Annotated in this window: 24 protein-coding genes and 1 pseudogene; 15 read left to right on the top strand and 10 right to left on the bottom strand. The window is 68.7% G+C overall.

Annotated features, from left to right (window positions below):
* The gene (gene modA / locus RWQ91_RS13170) at window positions 1-771 is read right to left on the bottom strand and encodes a molybdate ABC transporter substrate-binding protein (RefSeq protein WP_314506797.1); all 771 of its coding nucleotides are present in this window, start codon (window positions 769-771) and stop codon (window positions 1-3) included.
* Window positions 768-1,178, bottom strand: coding sequence for a TOBE domain-containing protein (locus tag RWQ91_RS13165; RefSeq protein WP_314506794.1), 411 nt, complete (start codon window positions 1,176-1,178; stop codon window positions 768-770). The genes modA and RWQ91_RS13165 overlap by 4 nt, the downstream gene beginning before the upstream one ends.
* 61 nt (window positions 1,179-1,239) lie before the next feature.
* Between RWQ91_RS13165 and RWQ91_RS13160 the strand changes: the two genes are divergently transcribed.
* The gene (locus tag RWQ91_RS13160) at window positions 1,240-1,779 is read left to right on the top strand and encodes a YaeQ family protein (RefSeq protein WP_314506793.1); all 540 of its coding nucleotides are present in this window, start codon (window positions 1,240-1,242) and stop codon (window positions 1,777-1,779) included.
* Window positions 1,780-1,784: 5 nt separating this feature from the next.
* Here RWQ91_RS13160 and RWQ91_RS13155 read toward each other — a convergent pair whose 3' ends face one another.
* On the bottom strand, window positions 1,785-2,558 hold the full coding sequence (locus tag RWQ91_RS13155) for a glycosyltransferase family 2 protein (RefSeq protein WP_314506790.1): 774 nt from the start codon (window positions 2,556-2,558) through the stop codon (window positions 1,785-1,787).
* A gap of 265 nt (window positions 2,559-2,823) precedes the next feature.
* Between RWQ91_RS13155 and RWQ91_RS13150 the strand changes: the two genes are divergently transcribed.
* On the top strand, window positions 2,824-3,885 hold the full coding sequence (locus RWQ91_RS13150) for a YihY/virulence factor BrkB family protein (RefSeq protein WP_314506787.1): 1,062 nt from the start codon (window positions 2,824-2,826) through the stop codon (window positions 3,883-3,885).
* Here the strand turns inward: RWQ91_RS13150 and RWQ91_RS13145 are convergent, their stop codons facing one another.
* The gene (locus tag RWQ91_RS13145) at window positions 3,886-4,611 is read right to left on the bottom strand and encodes a DUF72 domain-containing protein (RefSeq protein ID WP_314506786.1); all 726 of its coding nucleotides are present in this window, start codon (window positions 4,609-4,611) and stop codon (window positions 3,886-3,888) included.
* 26 nt (window positions 4,612-4,637) lie between these two features.
* Window positions 4,638-5,309, bottom strand: a complete 672-nt coding sequence (locus tag RWQ91_RS13140) for a hypothetical protein (RefSeq protein ID WP_314506782.1) — start codon at window positions 5,307-5,309, stop codon at window positions 4,638-4,640.
* Between the two features lie 217 nt (window positions 5,310-5,526).
* Between RWQ91_RS13140 and RWQ91_RS13135 the strand changes: the two genes are divergently transcribed.
* The 8 genes and pseudogenes from RWQ91_RS13135 to RWQ91_RS13100 form a co-directional block, all read left to right on the top strand.
* Complete coding sequence (locus tag RWQ91_RS13135; RefSeq protein WP_314506779.1) at window positions 5,527-6,243, top strand: hypothetical protein; 717 nt, start codon at window positions 5,527-5,529, stop codon at window positions 6,241-6,243.
* On the top strand, window positions 6,221-6,637 hold the full coding sequence (locus tag RWQ91_RS13130) for a phage holin family protein (protein WP_314506777.1): 417 nt from the start codon (window positions 6,221-6,223) through the stop codon (window positions 6,635-6,637). The genes RWQ91_RS13135 and RWQ91_RS13130 overlap by 23 nt, the downstream gene beginning before the upstream one ends.
* Entirely contained in the window at window positions 6,634-7,176 is a 543-nt protein-coding gene (locus RWQ91_RS13125; RefSeq protein WP_314506774.1) for a DUF3618 domain-containing protein, read from the top strand. The genes RWQ91_RS13130 and RWQ91_RS13125 overlap by 4 nt, the downstream gene beginning before the upstream one ends.
* A gap of 131 nt (window positions 7,177-7,307) precedes the next feature.
* Window positions 7,308-7,646, top strand: coding sequence for a hypothetical protein (locus RWQ91_RS13120; RefSeq protein WP_314506771.1), 339 nt, complete (start codon window positions 7,308-7,310; stop codon window positions 7,644-7,646).
* Window positions 7,647-7,648: 2 nt separating this feature from the next.
* Entirely contained in the window at window positions 7,649-7,981 is a 333-nt protein-coding gene (locus tag RWQ91_RS13115) for an ATP-dependent DNA ligase (protein ID WP_314506768.1), read from the top strand.
* Window positions 7,978-8,214, top strand: coding sequence for a hypothetical protein (locus tag RWQ91_RS13110; protein ID WP_314506766.1), 237 nt, complete (start codon window positions 7,978-7,980; stop codon window positions 8,212-8,214). The genes RWQ91_RS13115 and RWQ91_RS13110 overlap by 4 nt, the downstream gene beginning before the upstream one ends.
* On the top strand, window positions 8,211-9,395 hold the full coding sequence (locus RWQ91_RS13105; RefSeq protein WP_314506763.1) for an alcohol dehydrogenase catalytic domain-containing protein: 1,185 nt from the start codon (window positions 8,211-8,213) through the stop codon (window positions 9,393-9,395). Before RWQ91_RS13110 ends, RWQ91_RS13105 begins: the two co-directional genes overlap by 4 nt.
* A gap of 69 nt (window positions 9,396-9,464) precedes the next feature.
* Window positions 9,465-9,770: pseudogene (locus RWQ91_RS13100) on the top strand (hypothetical protein); the annotation flags it as partial.
* Between the two features lie 116 nt (window positions 9,771-9,886).
* Here RWQ91_RS13100 and RWQ91_RS13095 read toward each other — a convergent pair.
* A complete protein-coding gene (locus RWQ91_RS13095; protein ID WP_314506760.1) occupies window positions 9,887-10,912 on the bottom strand; it encodes a glycosyltransferase in 1,026 nt (341 codons plus the stop codon).
* Window positions 10,909-12,036 carry a glycosyltransferase gene (locus RWQ91_RS13090; RefSeq protein WP_314506757.1) on the bottom strand — a complete coding sequence of 376 codons (1,128 nt, stop codon included), beginning with the start codon at window positions 12,034-12,036 and terminating at the stop codon, window positions 10,909-10,911. Before RWQ91_RS13090 ends, RWQ91_RS13095 begins: the two co-directional genes overlap by 4 nt.
* 277 nt (window positions 12,037-12,313) lie before the next feature.
* Between RWQ91_RS13090 and RWQ91_RS13085 the strand changes: the two genes are divergently transcribed.
* Window positions 12,314-13,279: an LLM class F420-dependent oxidoreductase gene (locus RWQ91_RS13085; protein WP_314506755.1), complete on the top strand. Its 966-nt coding sequence runs from the start codon at window positions 12,314-12,316 to the stop codon at window positions 13,277-13,279.
* On the opposite strand, the gene RWQ91_RS13080 is transcribed toward RWQ91_RS13085, so the two are convergent.
* The gene (locus RWQ91_RS13080; protein WP_314506753.1) at window positions 13,276-13,611 is read right to left on the bottom strand and encodes a hypothetical protein; all 336 of its coding nucleotides are present in this window, start codon (window positions 13,609-13,611) and stop codon (window positions 13,276-13,278) included. The two genes, RWQ91_RS13085 and RWQ91_RS13080, sit on opposite strands and share 4 nt — an antisense overlap.
* 157 nt (window positions 13,612-13,768) lie before the next feature.
* Between RWQ91_RS13080 and RWQ91_RS13075 the strand changes: the two genes are divergently transcribed.
* Entirely contained in the window at window positions 13,769-14,215 is a 447-nt protein-coding gene (locus RWQ91_RS13075) for a helix-turn-helix domain-containing protein (protein ID WP_314506751.1), read from the top strand.
* Window positions 14,216-14,237: 22 nt separating this feature from the next.
* Here the strand turns inward: RWQ91_RS13075 and RWQ91_RS13070 are convergent, their stop codons facing one another.
* Complete coding sequence (locus tag RWQ91_RS13070) at window positions 14,238-14,567, bottom strand: hypothetical protein (protein ID WP_314506749.1); 330 nt, start codon at window positions 14,565-14,567, stop codon at window positions 14,238-14,240.
* Between the two features lie 195 nt (window positions 14,568-14,762).
* Between RWQ91_RS13070 and RWQ91_RS13065 the strand changes: the two genes are divergently transcribed.
* Genes RWQ91_RS13065 through RWQ91_RS13055 form a run of 3 tightly spaced genes read left to right on the top strand, consistent with a single transcriptional unit; the run spans window position 14,763 to window position 16,787 of the window.
* Complete coding sequence (locus RWQ91_RS13065) at window positions 14,763-15,218, top strand: SRPBCC family protein (RefSeq protein ID WP_314506747.1); 456 nt, start codon at window positions 14,763-14,765, stop codon at window positions 15,216-15,218.
* A 17-nt stretch (window positions 15,219-15,235) separates the two neighbouring features.
* Entirely contained in the window at window positions 15,236-15,961 is a 726-nt protein-coding gene (locus tag RWQ91_RS13060; protein WP_314506745.1) for a histidine phosphatase family protein, read from the top strand.
* Window positions 15,945-16,787 (top strand): ADP/ATP-dependent (S)-NAD(P)H-hydrate dehydratase, encoded by an 843-nt coding sequence (locus RWQ91_RS13055; RefSeq protein WP_314506743.1) that lies wholly within the window; start codon window positions 15,945-15,947, stop codon window positions 16,785-16,787. Before RWQ91_RS13060 ends, RWQ91_RS13055 begins: the two co-directional genes overlap by 17 nt.
* A gap of 3 nt (window positions 16,788-16,790) precedes the next feature.
* Here RWQ91_RS13055 and RWQ91_RS13050 read toward each other — a convergent pair whose 3' ends face one another.
* Window positions 16,791-18,452, bottom strand: coding sequence for an alpha-amylase family protein (locus tag RWQ91_RS13050; RefSeq protein ID WP_314506740.1), 1,662 nt, complete (start codon window positions 18,450-18,452; stop codon window positions 16,791-16,793).
* Window positions 18,453-18,462 lie beyond the last annotated feature (10 nt).

Raw genomic sequence — 18,462 nt, 5'->3', positions numbered from 1 at the left:
CTACGGCGCGCCGAAGCCGGCGGCGTCGAGGACGGCGCGGCCGGCATCGCCCGTCACGAAAGCCACGAACGCGGCCGCGGTCTCCGGCGCTCCCGCGCCCGTCAGAGCAGCGACGGGGTAGGTGGTGACCGCCGCGGTGGACTCGGGGAACGGGACGCCCTGGACCGCTGGGCCCGCCGCCTTCACGTCTGTGACGTAGACCAGTCCGGCATCCGCCTGGCCGGAGGTCACCTTGCCGAGAACGTCTGTGACCGACGACTCCTCGCTGACCGGCGTCAGGGTCACCCCGCCCGCCTGGGCGGCGGCGACAATCGCCGCACCGCACGGCACCTCCGGTGCGCAGACCACGACGGCCACTCCGGGGGCGGCGAGATCGGTGAGGGTCTGGATGCCGGCCGGGTTGTCCGGAGGGACGGCGATCTCGAGCGTGTTGGTGGCGAAGTCCACGCTCTCGCCCTCGACCAGGCCCTCGCCCACGACCTTCGCCATGTTCTTCTCGTCGGCCGACGCGAAGACGTCGGCCGGTGCTCCCTCGATGATCTGAGTCGCCAGATCCGCCGAGCCGCCGTAGTTCAGCTGCACGGTCGTGCCGGGATTGACGGCCTCGAACTGCTCCGCGATCTCTGCGAACGCGGCGCGCAGGGAGGCGGCCGCGAAGACGGTGATCGTGCCCTTCGGGGGCTCGTCGCCGCTGACCGCGCCCGCGCCGCCGGCAGCGCAGCCGGTGAGCGCCAGAAGCGCGAGCAGTGCGCCGGTGGCGGCGCGCCTCACGTGGAGCTCCGGGACGCAGGGGTCTCGACGAGTACGGTCGTCGCCTTGACCACCGCGGTCGCCACCGACCCGGGCTCCAGGCCCAGTTCGCGCACGGCCTCGGTGCTCATGAGGGACACCACGCGGTGGGGCCCGCACTGCAGCTCCACCTGAGACATCACGGTGTCGGAGATGACCTCGGTGACCAGACCCACGAATCGATTGCGGGCGGAGCGTCCGATGCGCGAGGGGTCCACCGGCAGGACGGAGTTGCTGCGCGCCAGGCGAGCCAGTTCCAGCCCGTCGACGACCGTGCGACCGGACTCGTCCTGAGCGCTGGTGAGAACCCCGTTGTCGATCCAGCGGCGCAGGGTGTCGTCGCTCACGCCGAGGTAGGCGGCGGCATCCCGGACCCGAATCTGCGTCATAATGGCGATCTTACAGCCGCAGATGCGGAAAGGGGCGGATACCCCCGTAGGCTTGAGCCCTATGGCCCTCGGCGCGACGATGCACACCTTCACGGTGCAGCTCGCCGACGTCGACCGCGGTGTCTACGAAGAGCTCGCCGTCCGCGTCGCCCGGCACCCTTCCGAAACGGCGGCGTTCCTGCTGACCCGTGTGCTCGCGTACTGCCTGGAGTACGAGGAGGGCATCGTCTTCAGCGAGGGCATCTCTTCGACCGACGAGCCCGCCGTGCTCGTGCGCGATCTCACCGGCCGGCTCACCGCGTGGATCGAGGTCGGTGCTCCGGATGCCGACCGACTGCACTACGGCAGCAAGCTGGCAGACCGCACCACCGTGTACACCCACCGCGATCCCGAGAAGCTGATGGCGGCGTGGGCGGGCAAGCGCATCCACGCGGTGGAGACGATCACGCTGCACAGCTTCGATCCGGGCTTCATCGACTCCGCAGTCGCCGCGCTCGAGCGCCGCAACAGCATGACGGTCTCGGTGACGGAGCGCCAGCTGTATCTCGACCTCAACGGGACGAGCCTCAGCACGGCGATCCACGACCGCCCGCTGGCTTGATTCCGCTACTCCGACGCCACGACGACGGGGCTGTCCGTGCTCCACTCCTGCCGGGGCGTGGCGGCCAGAGCCGTCCAGCGCAGCGGCGGAAACTGCGCCGGCCAGTGGATGAACACCGTGTGGAAGCCCCGGCGGATGCGGGTCAGGAATGCCCGCCCCTCGCCGAAGGGCCGTGCCGAGATGCCCATCGGCAGATTCGCGACGTAGCGGATGCGACGCCCCTCGCCGAGGTGGAACGCGAGATCCAGGTCGTCGTGCACCAGGTCGTCGTGACGATGCACTCGCCCTGAGACGCCCACCCAGGCGTCGCGCCGGATGGCCATATTGGAGCCGAAGAGCGGGACGTGGCCCAGAGTGACCGTCAGCACGATGTAGTACGCGCCCAGATACAGGGCCGGCAGCACGCGGCGCAGCCGACGCGGGCCGTCCACGAGGCGGGCACCCCCTGTCACCGCCGCGAGCCGCGGATCCGCGGCGAACGCCGACGTGACCCGCTCGAGCCACTCGGGTCCGGGAATGCAGTCGGCATCCAGCCGCGCGAGCACATCCGAGCGCGCGGCGTCGTAGCCGGCAGCGCTCGCGGCGAGCACGCCGAGCTCAGGCTCCGCGACCACCCGCGCCCCCGCCGCGCGTGCGACGACGGCCGTCGCATCGGTCGACCCGTTGTCGACCACGATGACCTCGTCGGCTCGCCGCGTCTGCTGTGCCAGAGCGGCGAGACAGCGCCCGAGCAGGTCCGCGTCGTCCCGCGACGGCACGACGACTGAAACGGTGAGCATCCGACCTCCTCCTTGCGCGATGAGTCGACATCGACTGGACCACAACCCCCCGGGGGACGCCAGGCGCTGGCAGCGTCGGGGCACGTGGGTTACCATCCGCCGGCGTGTGGAGGTGCGCGACCGCGCGGATCCAATAGCGAGAGCGGGTTGGTTTGGCAAGGCCCACTCGCGCGGTCGAGCCGCGCGTGAGAATTCTCGTCCGGTCCGCCGGATCGTCCCCGACGGTATGACCGTCACCGCCCGTCCCCCAGGCCAGGAGCGCGAAATGAGCACCGACACCGCAACACAGAACCGCCGAGACGGCGCCGCCCCCGATCCGGAGTCGTCCGGCAAGCCCGATTCGCCGGACGATCTCGAGAAGCGCTCGTGGAAGTACGTGTTCGGCAAGACCTTCCGCGAGTTCTCGTCCGACCAGTGCACCGACATCGCGGCGGCGTTGACGTACTACTCGGTGCTGTCGATCTTTCCGGGGCTGGTGGCGATCTTCTCGCTGCTGGGCATCGTCGGCCAGGGGCAGGCTGCGAGCGATGCGGTGCTCGAGATCATCGGACAGGTGGCGCCGGGCGACACCGCCAAGGCCATTCGCGGTCCCATCGAGCAGATGGCGAGCTCGCCGGCAGCCGGGTTGGCCCTGGTCACCGGTGTGCTGCTGGCCATCTGGTCGGCTTCGGGTTACATCGGCGCCTTCAGCCGGGCGATGAACCGCATCTACGAGATCGAGGAGGGGCGCCCGTTCTGGAAGCTCAAGCCCGCCCAGCTTCTCGTGACGATCATCTCGATCGTCCTGGTGCTCATCTGCGTCCTCATCCTCGTGATCTCCGGGCCGGTGACCGATGCGGTCGGCGGGGCGCTCGGCATCGGGGATGCCGCGCAGACGGTGTGGTCGATCGCGAAGTGGCCGGTGCTGGCGTTCATCGTCGTGCTGACCGTCGCGATCCTGTACTACGCGACGCCCAACGCGAAGCAGCCGAAGTTCCGCTGGATCAGCCTCGGTGCTCTGCTGGCGATCGTGGTGCTGGCGATCGCGACTGTCGCGTTCGGCTTCTACGTGGCCAATTTCTCGAACTACGACCGCACGTACGGAAGCCTGGCCGGCGTCATCGTCTTCCTGCTGTGGCTGTGGATCGCGAACCTCGCCCTGCTCTTCGGCGCGGAGTTCGATGCGGAGCTCGAACGCGGCCGAGAGCTGCAGGCCGGCATCGCCGCCGAGGAGGAGATCCAGCTGCCGCCTCGCGATACGCGCAAGAGCGACAAGGCCGCCGCGAAGGAGCGCAAGGACGTCAGCGAGGGCCGGCGCATCCGGGAGCAGCACGACGACGACAGCTGATCACGGTGTGAGCCGTGCGCGCAGTGCTCTCGCGTCGCGCACGGCGTTTCCGCCGCCGTCGTTGTTGAAGTAGGCGTAGACGCGATGACCGCCCGACTCCCACTCGCGGATGCGCTCGGCCCACCAATCCAGATCGGCGGGCGAGTACGAACCGGCGTACAGCGCCGCCGGGTCGGGTCCGTGCAGGCGGACGTACACGAGCTCTGACGTGGCGCGCAGGACGCACGGAAGCCGGGCTCCGCTCATGACGCAGTAGGCCGTGCGGTGACGTTCGAGAAGTGCGAACACGTCGTCGACCACCCACGAGGCATGCCGGAATTCCATCACGGGCTGCATCCATGCGGGCACCTGCGCCAGGAACCTCTCCAGGCGCTCGTCGTCGCGCTCCATCGTGGGCGGCAGCTGCACGAGCAAGGGTCCTCGGCGTCCCGCCAGTTCGTGCAGGCCGGCGGTGATCCGCTCGATCCACTCCTGCGGATCCCGCAGCCGCCGGGCATGCGAGAGGCCGCGCGGCGCCTTCACCGTCATCTCGAAACCGGCCGGCAGGCGCTGCCGCCAAGAGGCGAAGCTCGCCGGTCGCGGCCACCGATAGAACGTGGCGTTGACTTCGACCGTGTCGAACTCGCGCATGTAGTGGGCGAGTCGTTCACGCGGGGGAAGTCCGGGCGGATAGAGGACGCCGGACCAGTGATCGTAGCTCCAGCCCGACGTCCCGATCCTGGCCACGGAAGGTCCGTCGGGGGCGCCGGCCGTTACGCGCCGAAGCCGACGCGGTCCACGCGCCGGTGGTACCGCATCCCTGTCACGCCGCCGAGCATCGCGCCGATCAGTGCGACGACGGCCGCGCCCACGGCGGTGAGGATGCCGGTGAGGGTGGCCGTCTCGGGCGTCACCGGGATCCGCGGGAAGCTGTCGAGGTTCGCGAGGATGTCCCACTGGCTTCCGGCGACCGCCGTCACGATGGCGACGACGATGGCGATGACCACCGCCCAGAGCCACACGGCGATGCCCTGCTTCAGCCCGCTGAAGCGTGCCATGCGCCCGGCGACGTAGCCTCCCGCGAAGTACGCGATGAACAGCACCAGCGCCAGCACGATCCCGCTCACGACCGCGGTCGCCACCGGGTTGTCGGCCGCCGCCTCTGCGGCGTCGTCCACCGTGCCGGTGTTCAGTCCGATCGCTCCGCCGATCGCGGCGACCAGCGCGGCCAGCAGCACGGCTGTGCCGGTGGCGGTCAGCCAGCCGAAGAACGCCGACCCGAACTTGAACCCGCCGAACCGCTCCTTCTCGCGGGCGAGCACGTCTTCGCGTGCCAGGCCGTCCTGGCGATATGCGGCCGCATCGGCGTCAGCAGGGCGGTCGTCGCGGTACTGCGGGACGGTGGCCGGCTGGGTCTGCCGGGGCTCAGGCGCATTCGAGGTCATGCCCGAAAGCTACTCATGCACCACCGGGGAGTAAGTGGGGTTGCGAACACGCGCTCGCCGACGTAACCTCTCGCACTTTCGGGCGGCGCGGACGGCCGCGCCCCGCCTCGCGATAACGCAGGTCCGGCGCATTTGCAAGGGGGGTTTCGCGGCTCTCGAGCAAGCGTAGAAAAGGTCGTCAACCGATCTGTTCGATCGGCCCGCGAAAGGAAGAACGATGTCTAACAGCTATGACACGAACGTGTCGGAGGGAACGCGAGTCGGCACCATGGGCTCGCCCGGCACGCGGGACACGGCAGCTCCCGACGGTGCTTCGCTGAAGCAGACGACCACCGAGCAGGCCAAGGGCGTCGTCGACACGGCCAAGGACGAAGCCTCGTCGGTCGTGAGCGAAGCGAAGTACCAGGCGAAGGACCTGTACGCGCAGACCCAGCGCGAATTGAAGGACCAGGCCGGCACACAGCAGCAGCGGATCGCCGGAGGTCTGCGCTCCGTCAGCGACGAGCTGAATTCGATGGCGGCGAACTCGCAGACAAACGGTATGGCTTCGGATCTCGTGCGCCAGGTCTCCAGCCGCCTCTCGACGGCTTCGACGTGGCTCGGCGACCGCGACCCGAGCTCTCTGCTTCAGGAGGTCAAGGGGTACGCGCGGCGCAAGCCGGGGACCTTCATCCTCGGTGCGGCGCTGGCCGGCGTCCTCGTCGGACGGCTCACGCGTGCGCTGGCCTCGAGCGCATCCGACGCCGCATCCTCCGGCAGCAATGTGGGCCGCACCCCCACCGCGCAGCCGGACGCGTGGGCGCCGCCCACGGCCGTGCCGGTGGTTGCGCCGAGTGCCGCCGTGATCGATGAGACCCCCATCTACGCGCAGTCGGCCGATGGGATCGACCCTGCGTATACGGAGGATGAGAATGTCCGACGCGACTCCTTCTGAGCAGAAAGCCGCGACCACCTCGCTCGGCGACCTGCTCGCCGAGGTGTCACGCGACATCTCGACGCTCATGCGGCAGGAGGTTGCGCTCGCCAAGGCGGAACTGAAGGAGACGGCGGCCAAGAGCGCGAAGGGCGCCGGCCTCCTCGGCGGGGCAGGGTACGCGGGCCTGATGGCCGTGTTCTTCCTGTCGATCGCCCTCTGGTGGGGGCTCGGCGACCTGATCGACAGCCTGGGGTGGTCCGCAGTGATCGTCGCGGTCATCTGGGCGGTCATCGCCGCGATCCTGTACGCGATCGGCCGCTCCCGACTGAAAGAAGTAGACGGCGCCCCGCAGACCGTGGAGACGCTGAAGGAAATACCCGAAACGCTGAGAAGGAATGAGGAGAACCGATGAGCGATTCACCGGACGTGATCCGCGCGAACATCGAACAGACGCGGCGTGAGCTCGGAGGAGACGTCGACGCGCTCGCCGACAAGGTGTCGCCGTCGAAGATCGTCGAGCGCCAGACGGACAAGGTCAAGGGAGCGGTGGGTTCCGTTCGCGACCGGCTGATGGGAACCGCCGACGACGTCGGAAGCAACATCGGCGACGCGAAGGACAGGGTCGTCGCGAAGGCGGAGGGCAATCCGCTGGCGGTCGGGCTGATCGCGTTCGGCGCGGGCCTGCTCCTGTCGTCGCTGATTCCCGCCTCGGCGAAGGAGAAGGAGCTGGCTCAGAACGTCAAGGAGCAGGCTCAGCCTCTGGTCGACGAGGTGGCCGGGGTGGCCAAGGACGTGGGCCAGCACCTGAAGGAGCCGGCCAAGAATGCGGCTGCCGCGGTGAAGGACTCGGCCGCCGATTCCGTGGACGCGGTCAAGAGCGAGACGCAGTCCGCGGCGGGCGAGGTCAAGGACCAGGCCGGCCGATCGCAAGAGACCGTTTCCGGGTACTGATCCCGGGAACCCGCAGGCGGGGCCGCCCTCTGGTGGCCCCGCCTTGCGGTGGACGCGGGCGATTATGCAGACAAACTGCGGGAGAGGCAACCCCTTCGCGGCGCAGGTCGGCTCCGGGAGATGGTGGTGACATGCGTCGACTTCACTACTCGGGCGGATACGTGCTGACTGCTGACGATGTCTGCAGGGCGCTCCTGCGGTACGCGCGAGCTCTCGCCGATACGCAGAGCTCCGACGTCGTGAGCATTCCGGTGCTCACCGAGGGGGGTGCTCGCGGCAACGCCCACTTCCTCATCGGTCCGGCCAGCCAGCTCTACTCCACGCCCGTGTCCGAAGCGGTCGAGGAGATCGAGGACGCGTCGCTCGTGGAGGAGCTGCAGCGCCGCACACGACGGCTCCAGACGGATGTGGCCGAGTGGCCGGACATGATGGAAGACGCCAATCTCGGCTACGGCGAGGACGAGTACTGACCATGGGAAAGTTCATCTACGACGGCCTGGTGAAGGTCGACTTCGAGGATCGCCTGCTGCTGCACCTCGAGATGGTCATCGGTGCCAAGCTGCGCCGCGGCGAGGCATTCCACTTCACGTGGAAGGACGACACCAGCATCGGCGACGGTCGAACGACGGTGTGGGTCAACCCGCGTTCGTCGCTCGTGTACAAGTTCTACGGCAGCCGCCGGCCCGCCGTGAACAGGGCCTGGATCGAGGCTCTGGCCTACACGGCCAATTCGCCGGCAGGACTGCACATCGTGCCGGAACCGGCCGAGCTCGACGCGGCGCCCGAGAGAGAGAGCCTGACGTGAAGCGGATCGACATCAGTTACGGCGGCCAGACCTACAGCATCGGAGGTCGTGCGCTGGCGGACATCACCCGAGAGGTCGAGCAGGCCGTGCAGGACGGCGGCGCCTGGCTCACCGTGAACGACGGCGAGGGTGAGCCCCGTGAGGCGCTGCTGTTCGTCGGCCCGGGCACTCCGGTCGCCATCATCCCGATCCCCGACCAGAACGACCCGGCAGAAGACGGAGCTGTGACGTGAAAGCACTGACATGGCAGGGAACGCGCAAGGTCTCGGTCGACGAGGTCCCCGATCCCCGGCTGGACTACGACACCGACGCGATCGTCCAGATCACCTCGACGGCGATCTGCGGTTCGGATCTGCACCTGTACGAAGTGTTCGGGCCGTTCCTCGAATCCGGCGACATCCTGGGGCACGAGCCGATGGGCGTCGTGGTCGAGGTCGGGGCCGCCGTGCGCAACCTCTCGGTGGGCGATCGGGTCGTGATCCCCTTCAACATCGCGTGCGGCATGTGCTTCATGTGTCAGCGCGGGCTGCAGTCTCAGTGCGAAACGACCCAGGTGAAGGAGTACGGGAGCGGGGCCGCCCTCTTCGGGTACACCAAGCTGTACGGCCAGATCCCCGGCGGTCAGGCGGAGTACCTGCGCGTGCCCCTCGCCGACTACAACCACATCCGCGTGGGCGACGATCTGCCCGATGACCGCTACCTGTTCCTGAGTGACATCCTCCCGACCGCCTGGCAGGGCGTGGAGTACGCGGACGTGCCCGACGGCGGCACGGTCGCCGTCATGGGTCTCGGCCCGGTCGGGCAGTTCGTGTCCCGCGTCGCCGCCCACCGCGGTCATCGGGTGCTGGCCGTCGATCCGGTGCCGGAGCGTCGCGCGATGGCCGAGCGCCACGGCATCCAGACGTTCGATCTCACCGACGACGTCGTCGGCGAGCTGCGCGACGCCACCGAAGGGCGCGGGGCGGATTCCGTCGTCGATGCCGTCGGCCTCGAGGCGCACGGCAATGCGGGAGTGAAGTTCATCCAGCACGCCGTCGGTCTGCTCCCGGACGCCGTCGCACGCTCGCTCATGGACAAGGCCGGGATGGACCGCCTCGCCTCGGTGTACCAGTCGATCGACGTGGTCCGCAGAGGCGGAACGATTTCGCTCAGCGGCGTGTATGCCGGCGAAGCGGACATCCTGCCGATGAAGACGCTCTTCGACAAGCAGATCTCGCTGCGCATGGGTCAGTGCAATGTGAAGCGGTGGGCGGACCGGATCGTCCCGCTCGTAGAGGACCCCGCGGACCCCCTGGGTGTGATGGACCTCGTCACCCACCACGCGCCGCTTCAGGACGCTCCGCGACTGTACGAGACCTTCCAGAAGAAGGAGGACGGCTGCATCAAGGTCGTGCTCCGCCCGGGTGCGGCGTGACCGGCGAGCGGTCTTGCGCGCGCCCACGCAGCCATGGTGATCGACGAGCGAGAGGATTATCCTGACCTCGTGGGTACCATCTTCTACGGTGGGTCAGCCACGCCGATTCACATCGAAGACCGTGCGCTGGCGCATCTCACGGTCGTGATCGCAACGAAGCTGCGGCGAAGCGAGAGCTTCACGCTGTCGTGGGAGCATCCGGAAGGCCAGCCGCCCGGCCGGAGCACTCTCTGGCTGCATCCGTCGATCCCGTTGCGGTTCGTCTTCGACGAGCCGGAAGCGCCGTCGCTCAGTCGCCAATGGATCGAGGATCTCGCTCACTCCGCGAACTCATCCGGGGGGATCATGCTGGTCGCCGAGCAGGTGGAGGGCCCTCAGGTGCATGTCCTGGCCCCGGAGGGTGCGATGTCGGTCGGCAAGGTCGAGATGCAGGAGGTCGCGATCGACAGGCTCACCGTCGCGGGGCGCGAAGTGACCGAGCCGGTCGCACCTCAGTCCATCACGCCGTAGCGCCGGGCGAGCTGCTGCGTCATGAGCGCGGCGATCGTCGACTCCGCACCGCGGTTGGCATTGCGCCCGGCGGGCTGCAGGCCGTCGAACCCCGCCCCCGCGGAGGGATCGTAGAGCTCGATGCCCACGTCGTTGCGCCCCGTGAACCATCCCCAGGCCGCCTCGAGGCCCACCAGCCACGCCGGATCGGCGGTCACCTCGAACGCGGACGCGCACGCCTCCGCGATGGCGGCCGGCTCGATGGGCTGCTGATCGAACTGCTGCTGTCCGAGCTCCCCGGGACCCCGACCCTGAACGCCCGTGACGGACAGGTGACCGTCGGCGGATTCCGCGTCCAGCAGGAACCGCAGAAGCTCGAGACCCCGCTCGAGAAGATCGCGACGCCCCAGTCCGGCACCGGCGAGCAGCAGCACCTGCGGAATGACGCCGTTGCCGTAGCGCAGCCGATCCTCCGGCCACGGCCACCGGGTGCCCCTGCCGGGGCCGATCGAAGAGGCAGCGGCACCCAGGAGCGCGCGTGCGCCCGCATCGTCGTGCCGGCCGCGCAGGACCGAGGCGGCGCCCACGCCGGCGAACGCCATGGCGCGCATGTTCACGCTGCGCTGTGTCGCGGCTCGGGCGAACGCACGCCCCGCGCGCCGCCGATGCGCAGGGCTCGGCGCGGTCGAGGAGACTTCACCCAGAGCCCAGACGGCGCGGCCCCACCAATCGCCCGTGTCGGGCATGTCGGTGAAAACGCCCTCGGGTGACATGCGGTTGTGGAAGCGGCCGTCCCGGGTGAGGGCAGCCTCGAGGAACGCGAGATAGATCTCTGCCAGGTCGGCGAGGCCAGGGGTCTGGTTCGGCTCGCGCGACACGAGGATCAGCGCGCGGGCGACGTCGTCCACGCAATAGCCGTGCTCGACTCGGGGTGTGTCGTACTCGGCATGCTCGAAGATGCCCCGTTCGTCCGTCAGCGCCGTCAGATGCGCGTACGACGGTTCCAGTGCGGTCCGCGCGGACCTCATGCGGCGCGTTCCGCGAGAAGGCTGCCCAGAAGCCGGACGTAGGAACGCCCCACCGTCGACCACGAGGTCAGTTCGGCGGCGGCCGTTCCGCCCGCCGTCCCGCGCGTCTCACCCCGGAGCAGCGCCGAGACGGCAGCGGCCATCGCGACCGGATCGCGGTGCGGGACCACGAGGCCGGCCCCATCGGAGAGCAGCTCGATCGCGTGCGGGAAGCCTGTCGAGACGACGGGGATGCGCGCGGCGACCGCTTCGGCCAGAACGCCCGATGTCGCCTGATCCGATGACTCGTACGGAAGCACGACGACATCGGCGTCGCCGATCAGCTCGTCGAGCGCCGCGGGGGAGAGGTAGTGATCGACGAAGTGCACCTGGTCGCTCAGGCCCAGGTCGCCGACCAGTGCGATCAGCGAATCACGGTATGCCTCGCCCTGCTCGGCGACGAGCTTGGGATGGGTCTGTCCGGCGATCACGTAATCGACGAGCGTTCCGGATGCCGCGAGTTCGGCCACCGACCGGATGGACCACTCGAGTCCCTTGCCCGGGGAGATCAGCCCCCAAGTCAGCAGGCGGGGTCGAGCGCCCTCCGGCGCGGTCCGCACGCTGGGGATCGGCGTGCGTGCGCCGTGGGGGATCACGCGTATCCGCCGCGCGTCCAGGGTGACGGTGCTCAGCAGCGTCTCGCGTGCGTGCTGCGTCATGACGATCACGAAGCTGGCATGGCTGCACACCGACTGAAGGACCGCGCGCTGATGGGGGCTGGGGTTCGGCAGAACGGTGTGGAGCACGATGATCGCCGGCACGGTCAACTGCTCGAGCAGCGAGATGACCTCGGCGCCGTCCTGCCCGCCGAAGATGCCGTACTCGTGCTGGATCACCGCCGCGCCCGACCGGTTCAGCATCGCCGCCGCCTCGCGGATGGACTGCGGGTCGCCGTTGACCAGGTGCCCGGCCACCCGGTCGTCCCGCTCTGCCGCTGCAGCTGCCGACTCGTCCGGAGTGAGGATCCGCACCACCGACGGCGTCACATCGGCGGCGTCCGCGACGGCGTCGCTCAGTGACGCCGTGAAGGTGGCGAGTCCGCAGCGCGTCGGCGGGAAGGTGGAGAGGAATCCGATGGATGTCACGGTGTGCTCCGAGTCTTCGTCTCGGCACTTTTGGTGTCGAAGGGGGATGGTGACCTGGGTGATCCCGGGCGCTCTTCGGCCCACGGGATCGGGCTCACCGTAGGCCCAAGATCTCCGTGAAAACGGGGGGCTTGACATCACCTGCGGGCTATGGCACTTCTCGGCTGCGGCCGCCAAGGGTCGGTCGGGGCCTCGCCGCTGTCAACCCCCTCGGACCGAACCGCCGCCCCTCGTAGCCTGACCGCCAGGACGACAACGCACGGGCGAGGAGCAGAGCATGGCGCGATTCGGGTACACGCTGATGACCGAGCAGAGCGGACCCAAAGAGCTCGTTCGCTACGCACAACGGGCGGAGGAGGTCGGCTTCGACTTCGAGGTCTCGAGCGATCACTTCACGCCCTGGCTCACCACTCAGGGGCATGCACCGCACGCGTGGACCATGCTGGGCGCCGTGGCCCAGGCCACCTCGTCGGTCGAGATCATGACGTACGTGACGTGCCCCACCATGCGCTATCACCCGGCCGTTGTCGCGCAGATGTCGGCGACACTCCAGATCCTCTCGGAGGGGCGGTTCATCCTGGGGCTCGGCTCGGGTGAGAACCTCAACGAGCACGTCATCGGCGAAGGCTGGCCGGCGGTGCAGGTGCGGCAGGCGATGCTGCAGGAGGCGATCCACATCATCCGCGAGCTGCACACCGGCGAGTTGATCACCTGGGAAGGTCAGTACTTCCGCGTGGATTCGGCGCGGATCTGGGATGTCCCCGATGACGGCGTGCCGCTGGCCGTCGCGGTGTCGGGCGACAGCTCGATCGAGCGGTTCGGCGACCTCGCCGATCACCTGATCGCGGTCGAGCCGCAGCCCGACCTCATCAGCAGCTGGGACGAGACGCACGGCGCCGGTTCCCGCAAGATCGGTCAGATCCCCATCAGCTGGGATCCCGATGAGCAGGCCGCGATCGATCGTGCCCACGACCAGTTCCGCTGGTTCGGCGGCGGATGGGCCGTCAACTCCGACCTTCCGACACCGGCGGGTTTCGCGGCGGCGAGCCAGTTCGTGCGCCCCGACGATGTGGCAGGTTCGATCCCCTGCGGACCGGACCTCGACAAGATCGCGGCCGGGGTCAAGGAGTACCTCGACGCCGGGTTCACCGACATCGCGCTCGTGCAGGTCGGCGACGAGGGTCAGTCGCGCTTCCTGGACGAGGCGGCCGCGCCGCTGCTGGCAACGCTGCGCGCTCTTTAGGCAGCAGCAACCAGGTCGGAGACCGCGAGTGCCGGCTCGGCCAGCATGTCGAGCTCGATCGTCAGACCCTGCGACGAGTTGGATGCTTGAGCGAAGCTCACCAGCAGGGCGGGGTCGAGCGAATCGGACTCCGAGTGGAACACGAAGCGCAGCGGGATCGAGGGCTGCAGCCAGATCGTCGAGCGGCCGCCCGGAATGTCTTCGGTGTGCCGCCACGAGAGCGTGAAGCTCTCACTTCGTCGCAGTTTGGTCGCCACGACGACCTTGAGGTGGGCGAGCAGGCGATCCGGGATCTCGATCGGATCGGCACTTCCATAGAACAGGTAACCCATCAGAACAACTTCTCTCGATCGAAATGGATGCCGACCCCCATCGACGTCCTCACTCTAGCAGTTAGTACGGAAATTTAGATAAATTCCCGAACATTAAGAATCTCTAACAGTCTGCTACGGTGTCAGCAGAGACACGCGAGCGGGGAGGATGAGGACGATGGCATCACTTTCCCCGTCGAGCCGTTCACCTCTCAGCGGCGCACTGCACCGGTACGTCGAAGCGCGCGGCGCCGCCCTGACCTCCGCCAGACATCAGCTCGGCGTGAATGAGCTCGACGCCCGCGCACTTCTGCACATCGATGCGCACGCCGGTACGCGTCCCGGAGACCTTCGCGAGTACCTCGGCATCACCTCCGCCGGCGTCACGACGCTCATCGACCGACTGGTCGAACGCGGTGCGGTGCGTCGCGACATCGATGCGGATGATCGGCGCGTCAGCCGACTGACGACCACCGCAGACCTGCACACCGAGCCGTGGTCGGTGCTGACGCGATTCGACGATGCGTTCGCGGCGGCGGTCGCCGCCGCGAAGATTCCGGACGCGGAGCGACTGGCCGACGTCCTCGACGGCTTCACGTCGACGGCCGCGCTCGCGGTCTCCTGACGACTCCGGGCCGGCCGCGCGGTCAGTCGGGCCGCTGCTGGAGCATGTAGTCGCGCGACTTGGTCTGCAGGAAGGACCCGAGCGCGGACACGATGGTCAACTCGTACGCGAGGCTCAGCACCGTGGCGGGATTCATGGTGGCGGGTGCCTCCCGAGCCTCCATCGTCACGTGCCACTCCAGGGCCGACATCTCCGGCTGCAGATAGGCCAGCGTGGGCGCGTTGGTCAGCTGGAAGACGACCAGGCCGGTGTCGGCTCCGTCGTCACCGTCCTGCGGAATGACCTTCGCTGCACCTGCGGTCGGGTAGCCGAGCTCTTCGAACTCGTCCAGCCATGACTGCAGCGTACTCATGCTTCGAAACGGCATCACGGCCTCCCACCGGCATCGGAGCGGACCATCCCGCTGATGTAGCAATTATGGGGTAAGCCGGGTGCTTTGCGGCGGGTTCGGAATCAGGCCCGGATCGTGAGGCTGTCAAGCCCCCCCTCTTGCCGGGTTGCTTCGGGCTGAATGGAGAGACATCCGATCCAGAGCAAGGAGCATCCCATGGTGCAGATCATCGAGACCATCGACGTCGACGTGCCCGTGCGCACGGCCTACGACCAGTGGACCCAGTTCGAGAGCTTCCCGAAATTCCTCGACGAGGTCGAGTCGATCACCCAGCTGGATGACACCCACACGCACTGGAAGGTGAAGGTCGGGCCGGCCGAGCGCGAATTCGATGCCACGATCACCGAGCAGCACCCTGACGAGCGGGTGGCCTGGAACAGCACCGGGGGCGAGACCGAGCACGCTGGAGTGGTGACCTTCCACAAGCTCTCCGACACGAACACGCGAGTGACGGTGCAGATCGACTGGGAGCCCGAAGGTCTCGTCGAGAAGGTCGGCAGCCTGGTGGGCGCCGGCTCGCACGCGGTGAAGAAGGACCTGAAGAACTTCAAGGAGTTCATCGAGTCCCGGGGTGCCGAAACCGGCGCCTGGCGCGGCGACGTCCCGGCCTGATCCGAGGCGGCACCGTCATGACGGTGAGGGAGCTGTGGCTTTCGCGGCACGGAGAGAGTGTCGCGAACGCCGCAGCCACCCGTGCCGATCTCGAGGGGCTCGATCGCATCGAGATCGACATCCGGGACGCCGACGTCCCCCTGTCGGCGACGGGGCGGGATCAGGCCGCCGCGCTCGGCACGTGGATGACGGCGAATCGCGGCGCGGTGGATGTCTTCTGGGTCTCACCGTATCGGCGCGCCCGCGAAACCCTGGGGGTGGCGCTCGGCGAGGGCGGGCCGGCCGCTCGCATCGCCGTCGATGAGCGCCTGCGAGACCGCGAGCTCGGCATCCTCGATCTGCTCACCATCAGAGGCGTCGAGCGATTCCACCCCGAGGAAGCCGACCGGCGGAGGCATCTGGGAAAGTTCTACCACCGCCCACCCGGCGGTGAATCATGGGCGGACGTCGCACTGCGACTGCGCTCGTTCCTCTCCGACGCACTGGAAGGACCGGGCACGAGCGCGATGGTCGTCGCTCACGACGCGGTCGTGATGCTCTTCCTCTACCTGCTGCTCCCCCTCGAAGAGGCCGAGCTGCTGGACTTCGCCGCGTCGCACACGGTGCTCAACGCATCGGTCACCCATCTCGTCCGCGGCCCGGCCGGCTGGGAGCTGAGGGCGTTCTCCTCCGTCGACCATCTGGAGTCCCAGGGCGCCCCCGTGACCGTGCACCCCGGGAGTCGTGATGTCGAACCAGAGTGAGAAGATCACCCCCGAGCTCCTGCGCGGCTGGGGCCTGCCCGAGCCGGGGGATTCGAAGAAGTCGCGCGGACGCGTGATGGTCGTCGGCGGGTCGACCCGCTCCCCGGGTGGCGTGCTGCTGGCCGGCGAAGCGGCGCTGCGGGTCGGTGCCGGACGACTGGGCCTGGTCGTTCCGTTGCCCACTCAATTGCCCATGGGCGTGGCGATCCCGGAGGCGGCGGTCTTCGCCCTGCCCGAGCGCGCGACCGATCCTTTCACCGACCCGGTGCGGCATGAGCTCGAATCCGCGGATGCCGTCCTCGTCGGGCCCGGATTCGACGACGCCGACGAAACGCGCGCGACGGTGCTCGCGGTCGCCGAGGTCGGCATCCGCTGCCTCGTCCTGGATGCCTACGCGCTCGGGATCCTGCCGGACATCGACCGCGGTCTGCTCCCGGAGGCGCTGATCCTGAACCCGAACGAAGAGGAGGCCGCGATCCTGCTCGAGCGCGACCCGTCCGACGATCGCGCCGCCGACGTCGCGGAGATCGCGGCTCGCTTCGACGCGGTCGTCAACTGCTACGGGACGGTCGCGGCGCCAGACGGCGTGCTGGGCGAGGTGCCGGGCGGCGGAGCGGGGCTGGCGACCTCCGGCAGCGGCGATGTGCTGGCCGGAGCGATCGCCGGCTTCGCCGCGCGCGGCGTCGAACCGCCTCGGGCGGCGGCCTGGGGAAGCTGGTCGCACGCGCGCGCGGGCGACCGCCTCACCGAGCGCTCGGGGCTGGGGTTCCTCGCCCGCGAGCTCGTGGTCGAACTCGCCGCAGCGCTCGACGAAGTCGCGGGCTGACCGTCACCCGATGCGCGTGTCACCAGGCGGCGACACCCGCAGCCAGCGGTACCCGTAGGGATCCAGCTCGGTCTCCACACGGCCGTTCGCCCCGACGTCGATCCGCTCCGAACCGTGCAGGTCGAGCAGGGCGGTGCCGTCCTCGACAGGTCCGAGCTCGACGCGCAGGCGCACGGGCACGTCGGTGAAATTGTGCAGGGCGATCATCCGCCCGACGTCTGCTCTGACCTCGTGCGCCAGCACCCCCACCCCGTCGTGGTCGAGGATCGAGAGGGTGCCCCAGCCGATCTCGGGCGAGACGCGGTACCGGCTGATCAGGTGTCGGACGAACTGGAGCAGCGAGTCGTCGTCGTTGCGCTGCCGCTGCACGTTCACGTGCACCGGCGCGTAGCCGTCCGTCGGGAGCGGCGCCACCAGCCGGCTCGCGGCCGCGTGCGAGAACCCGCCGTTCTTGCCGTCGGTCCACTGCATGGGCGTCCGCACCGATCCCCGACCCGGCACCTTCGGGTTCTCGCCCATGCCGATCTCCTCGCCGTAGAACAGCACGGGCGTGCCCGGCAGCGAGAAGAGCAGGCTGTAGACCATGCGGATGCGGCGCGGATCCCCCGCGAGCATGGGCGGCAGTCGGCGCGTGATCCCGCGTCCGTACACGCGCTGCGACTCATCGGGGGCGAAGGCCGTGAAGACTTCTTCGCGCTCGGCATCCGTCAGCTTGTCCAGGGTCAGCTCGTCGTGGTTGCGCACGAAATTGGCCCACCCGACCTCGGGCGCAAGCGGCGGCCGCGACCTCAGCGCGGCCGTCAGTGGGGAGGGGTCCTGGCGGGCGAGCGACAGGTAGAGCGCCTGCATCCCGATGAAGTCGAACTGCAGATCCAGCTCCCCGCCGTCGGGACCGCCGAAGAAGGAGAGCTGCTGCGAGTAGGGCAGGTTGACCTCGCCGAGCATCGCGGCGTGGCCCGACCTGCGCTGGAGGAAGCGCTTCAGATCCCGCAGAAGCTCGTGGGGGTCGCCCATGTCGGCACCCTCCGGAATCTCGAGGAAGAAGGGGACGGCGTCGAGCCGGAACCCCGAGACGCCCAGCGCCAGCCAGAAGCCGACAGTCTTGGCGATCTCGTCGCGCACCTGCGGGTTGGCGACGTTCAGATCGGGCTGGTGGCGGTAGAAGACGTGCTGGAAGTACTGCTCGGTGCGCTCGTCGTACTCCCACACGCCGGCCTCCTCGCCCGGGAAGACGGTCGGCTGCTCCTTGGCGGGCGGCTCGTCGCGCCAGACGTAGAAGTCACGGTGCGGCGAGGTGCGGCTGCGCCGGGCGGAGACGAACCACGGATGCTTGTCGGAGGTGTGGTTGACGACCAGGTCGACGATCACGCGCATGCCGCGGTCCTGCGCGGTGCGGATCACCTCCACGAAGTCGCCGTGATTGCCCAGGCGCGGATCGATGCCGTAGAAGTCGCTGATGTCGTAGCCGTCGTCGCGGTCCGGGGTGGGATAGAACGGCATGAGCCACAGGCACGTGATCCCGAGGTCGGCCAGGTAGTCGATACGGCGGGCGAGGCCCGCGAAGTCGCCCACGCCGTCGTCGTTCGCGTCCATGTACGTCTCGACGTCGAGGCAGTAGATCACGGCGCTCTTCCACCACAGATCGCTCGTGTCGGTGATCTTCACCGGGCACCCG

The sequence above is a fragment of the uncultured Microbacterium sp. genome, from assembly GCF_963524805.1.
In the GTDB taxonomy this organism is placed as follows: Bacteria; Actinomycetota; Actinomycetes; order Actinomycetales; family Microbacteriaceae; genus Microbacterium.
This window is presented reverse-complemented; position numbering and strand designations above follow the sequence as displayed.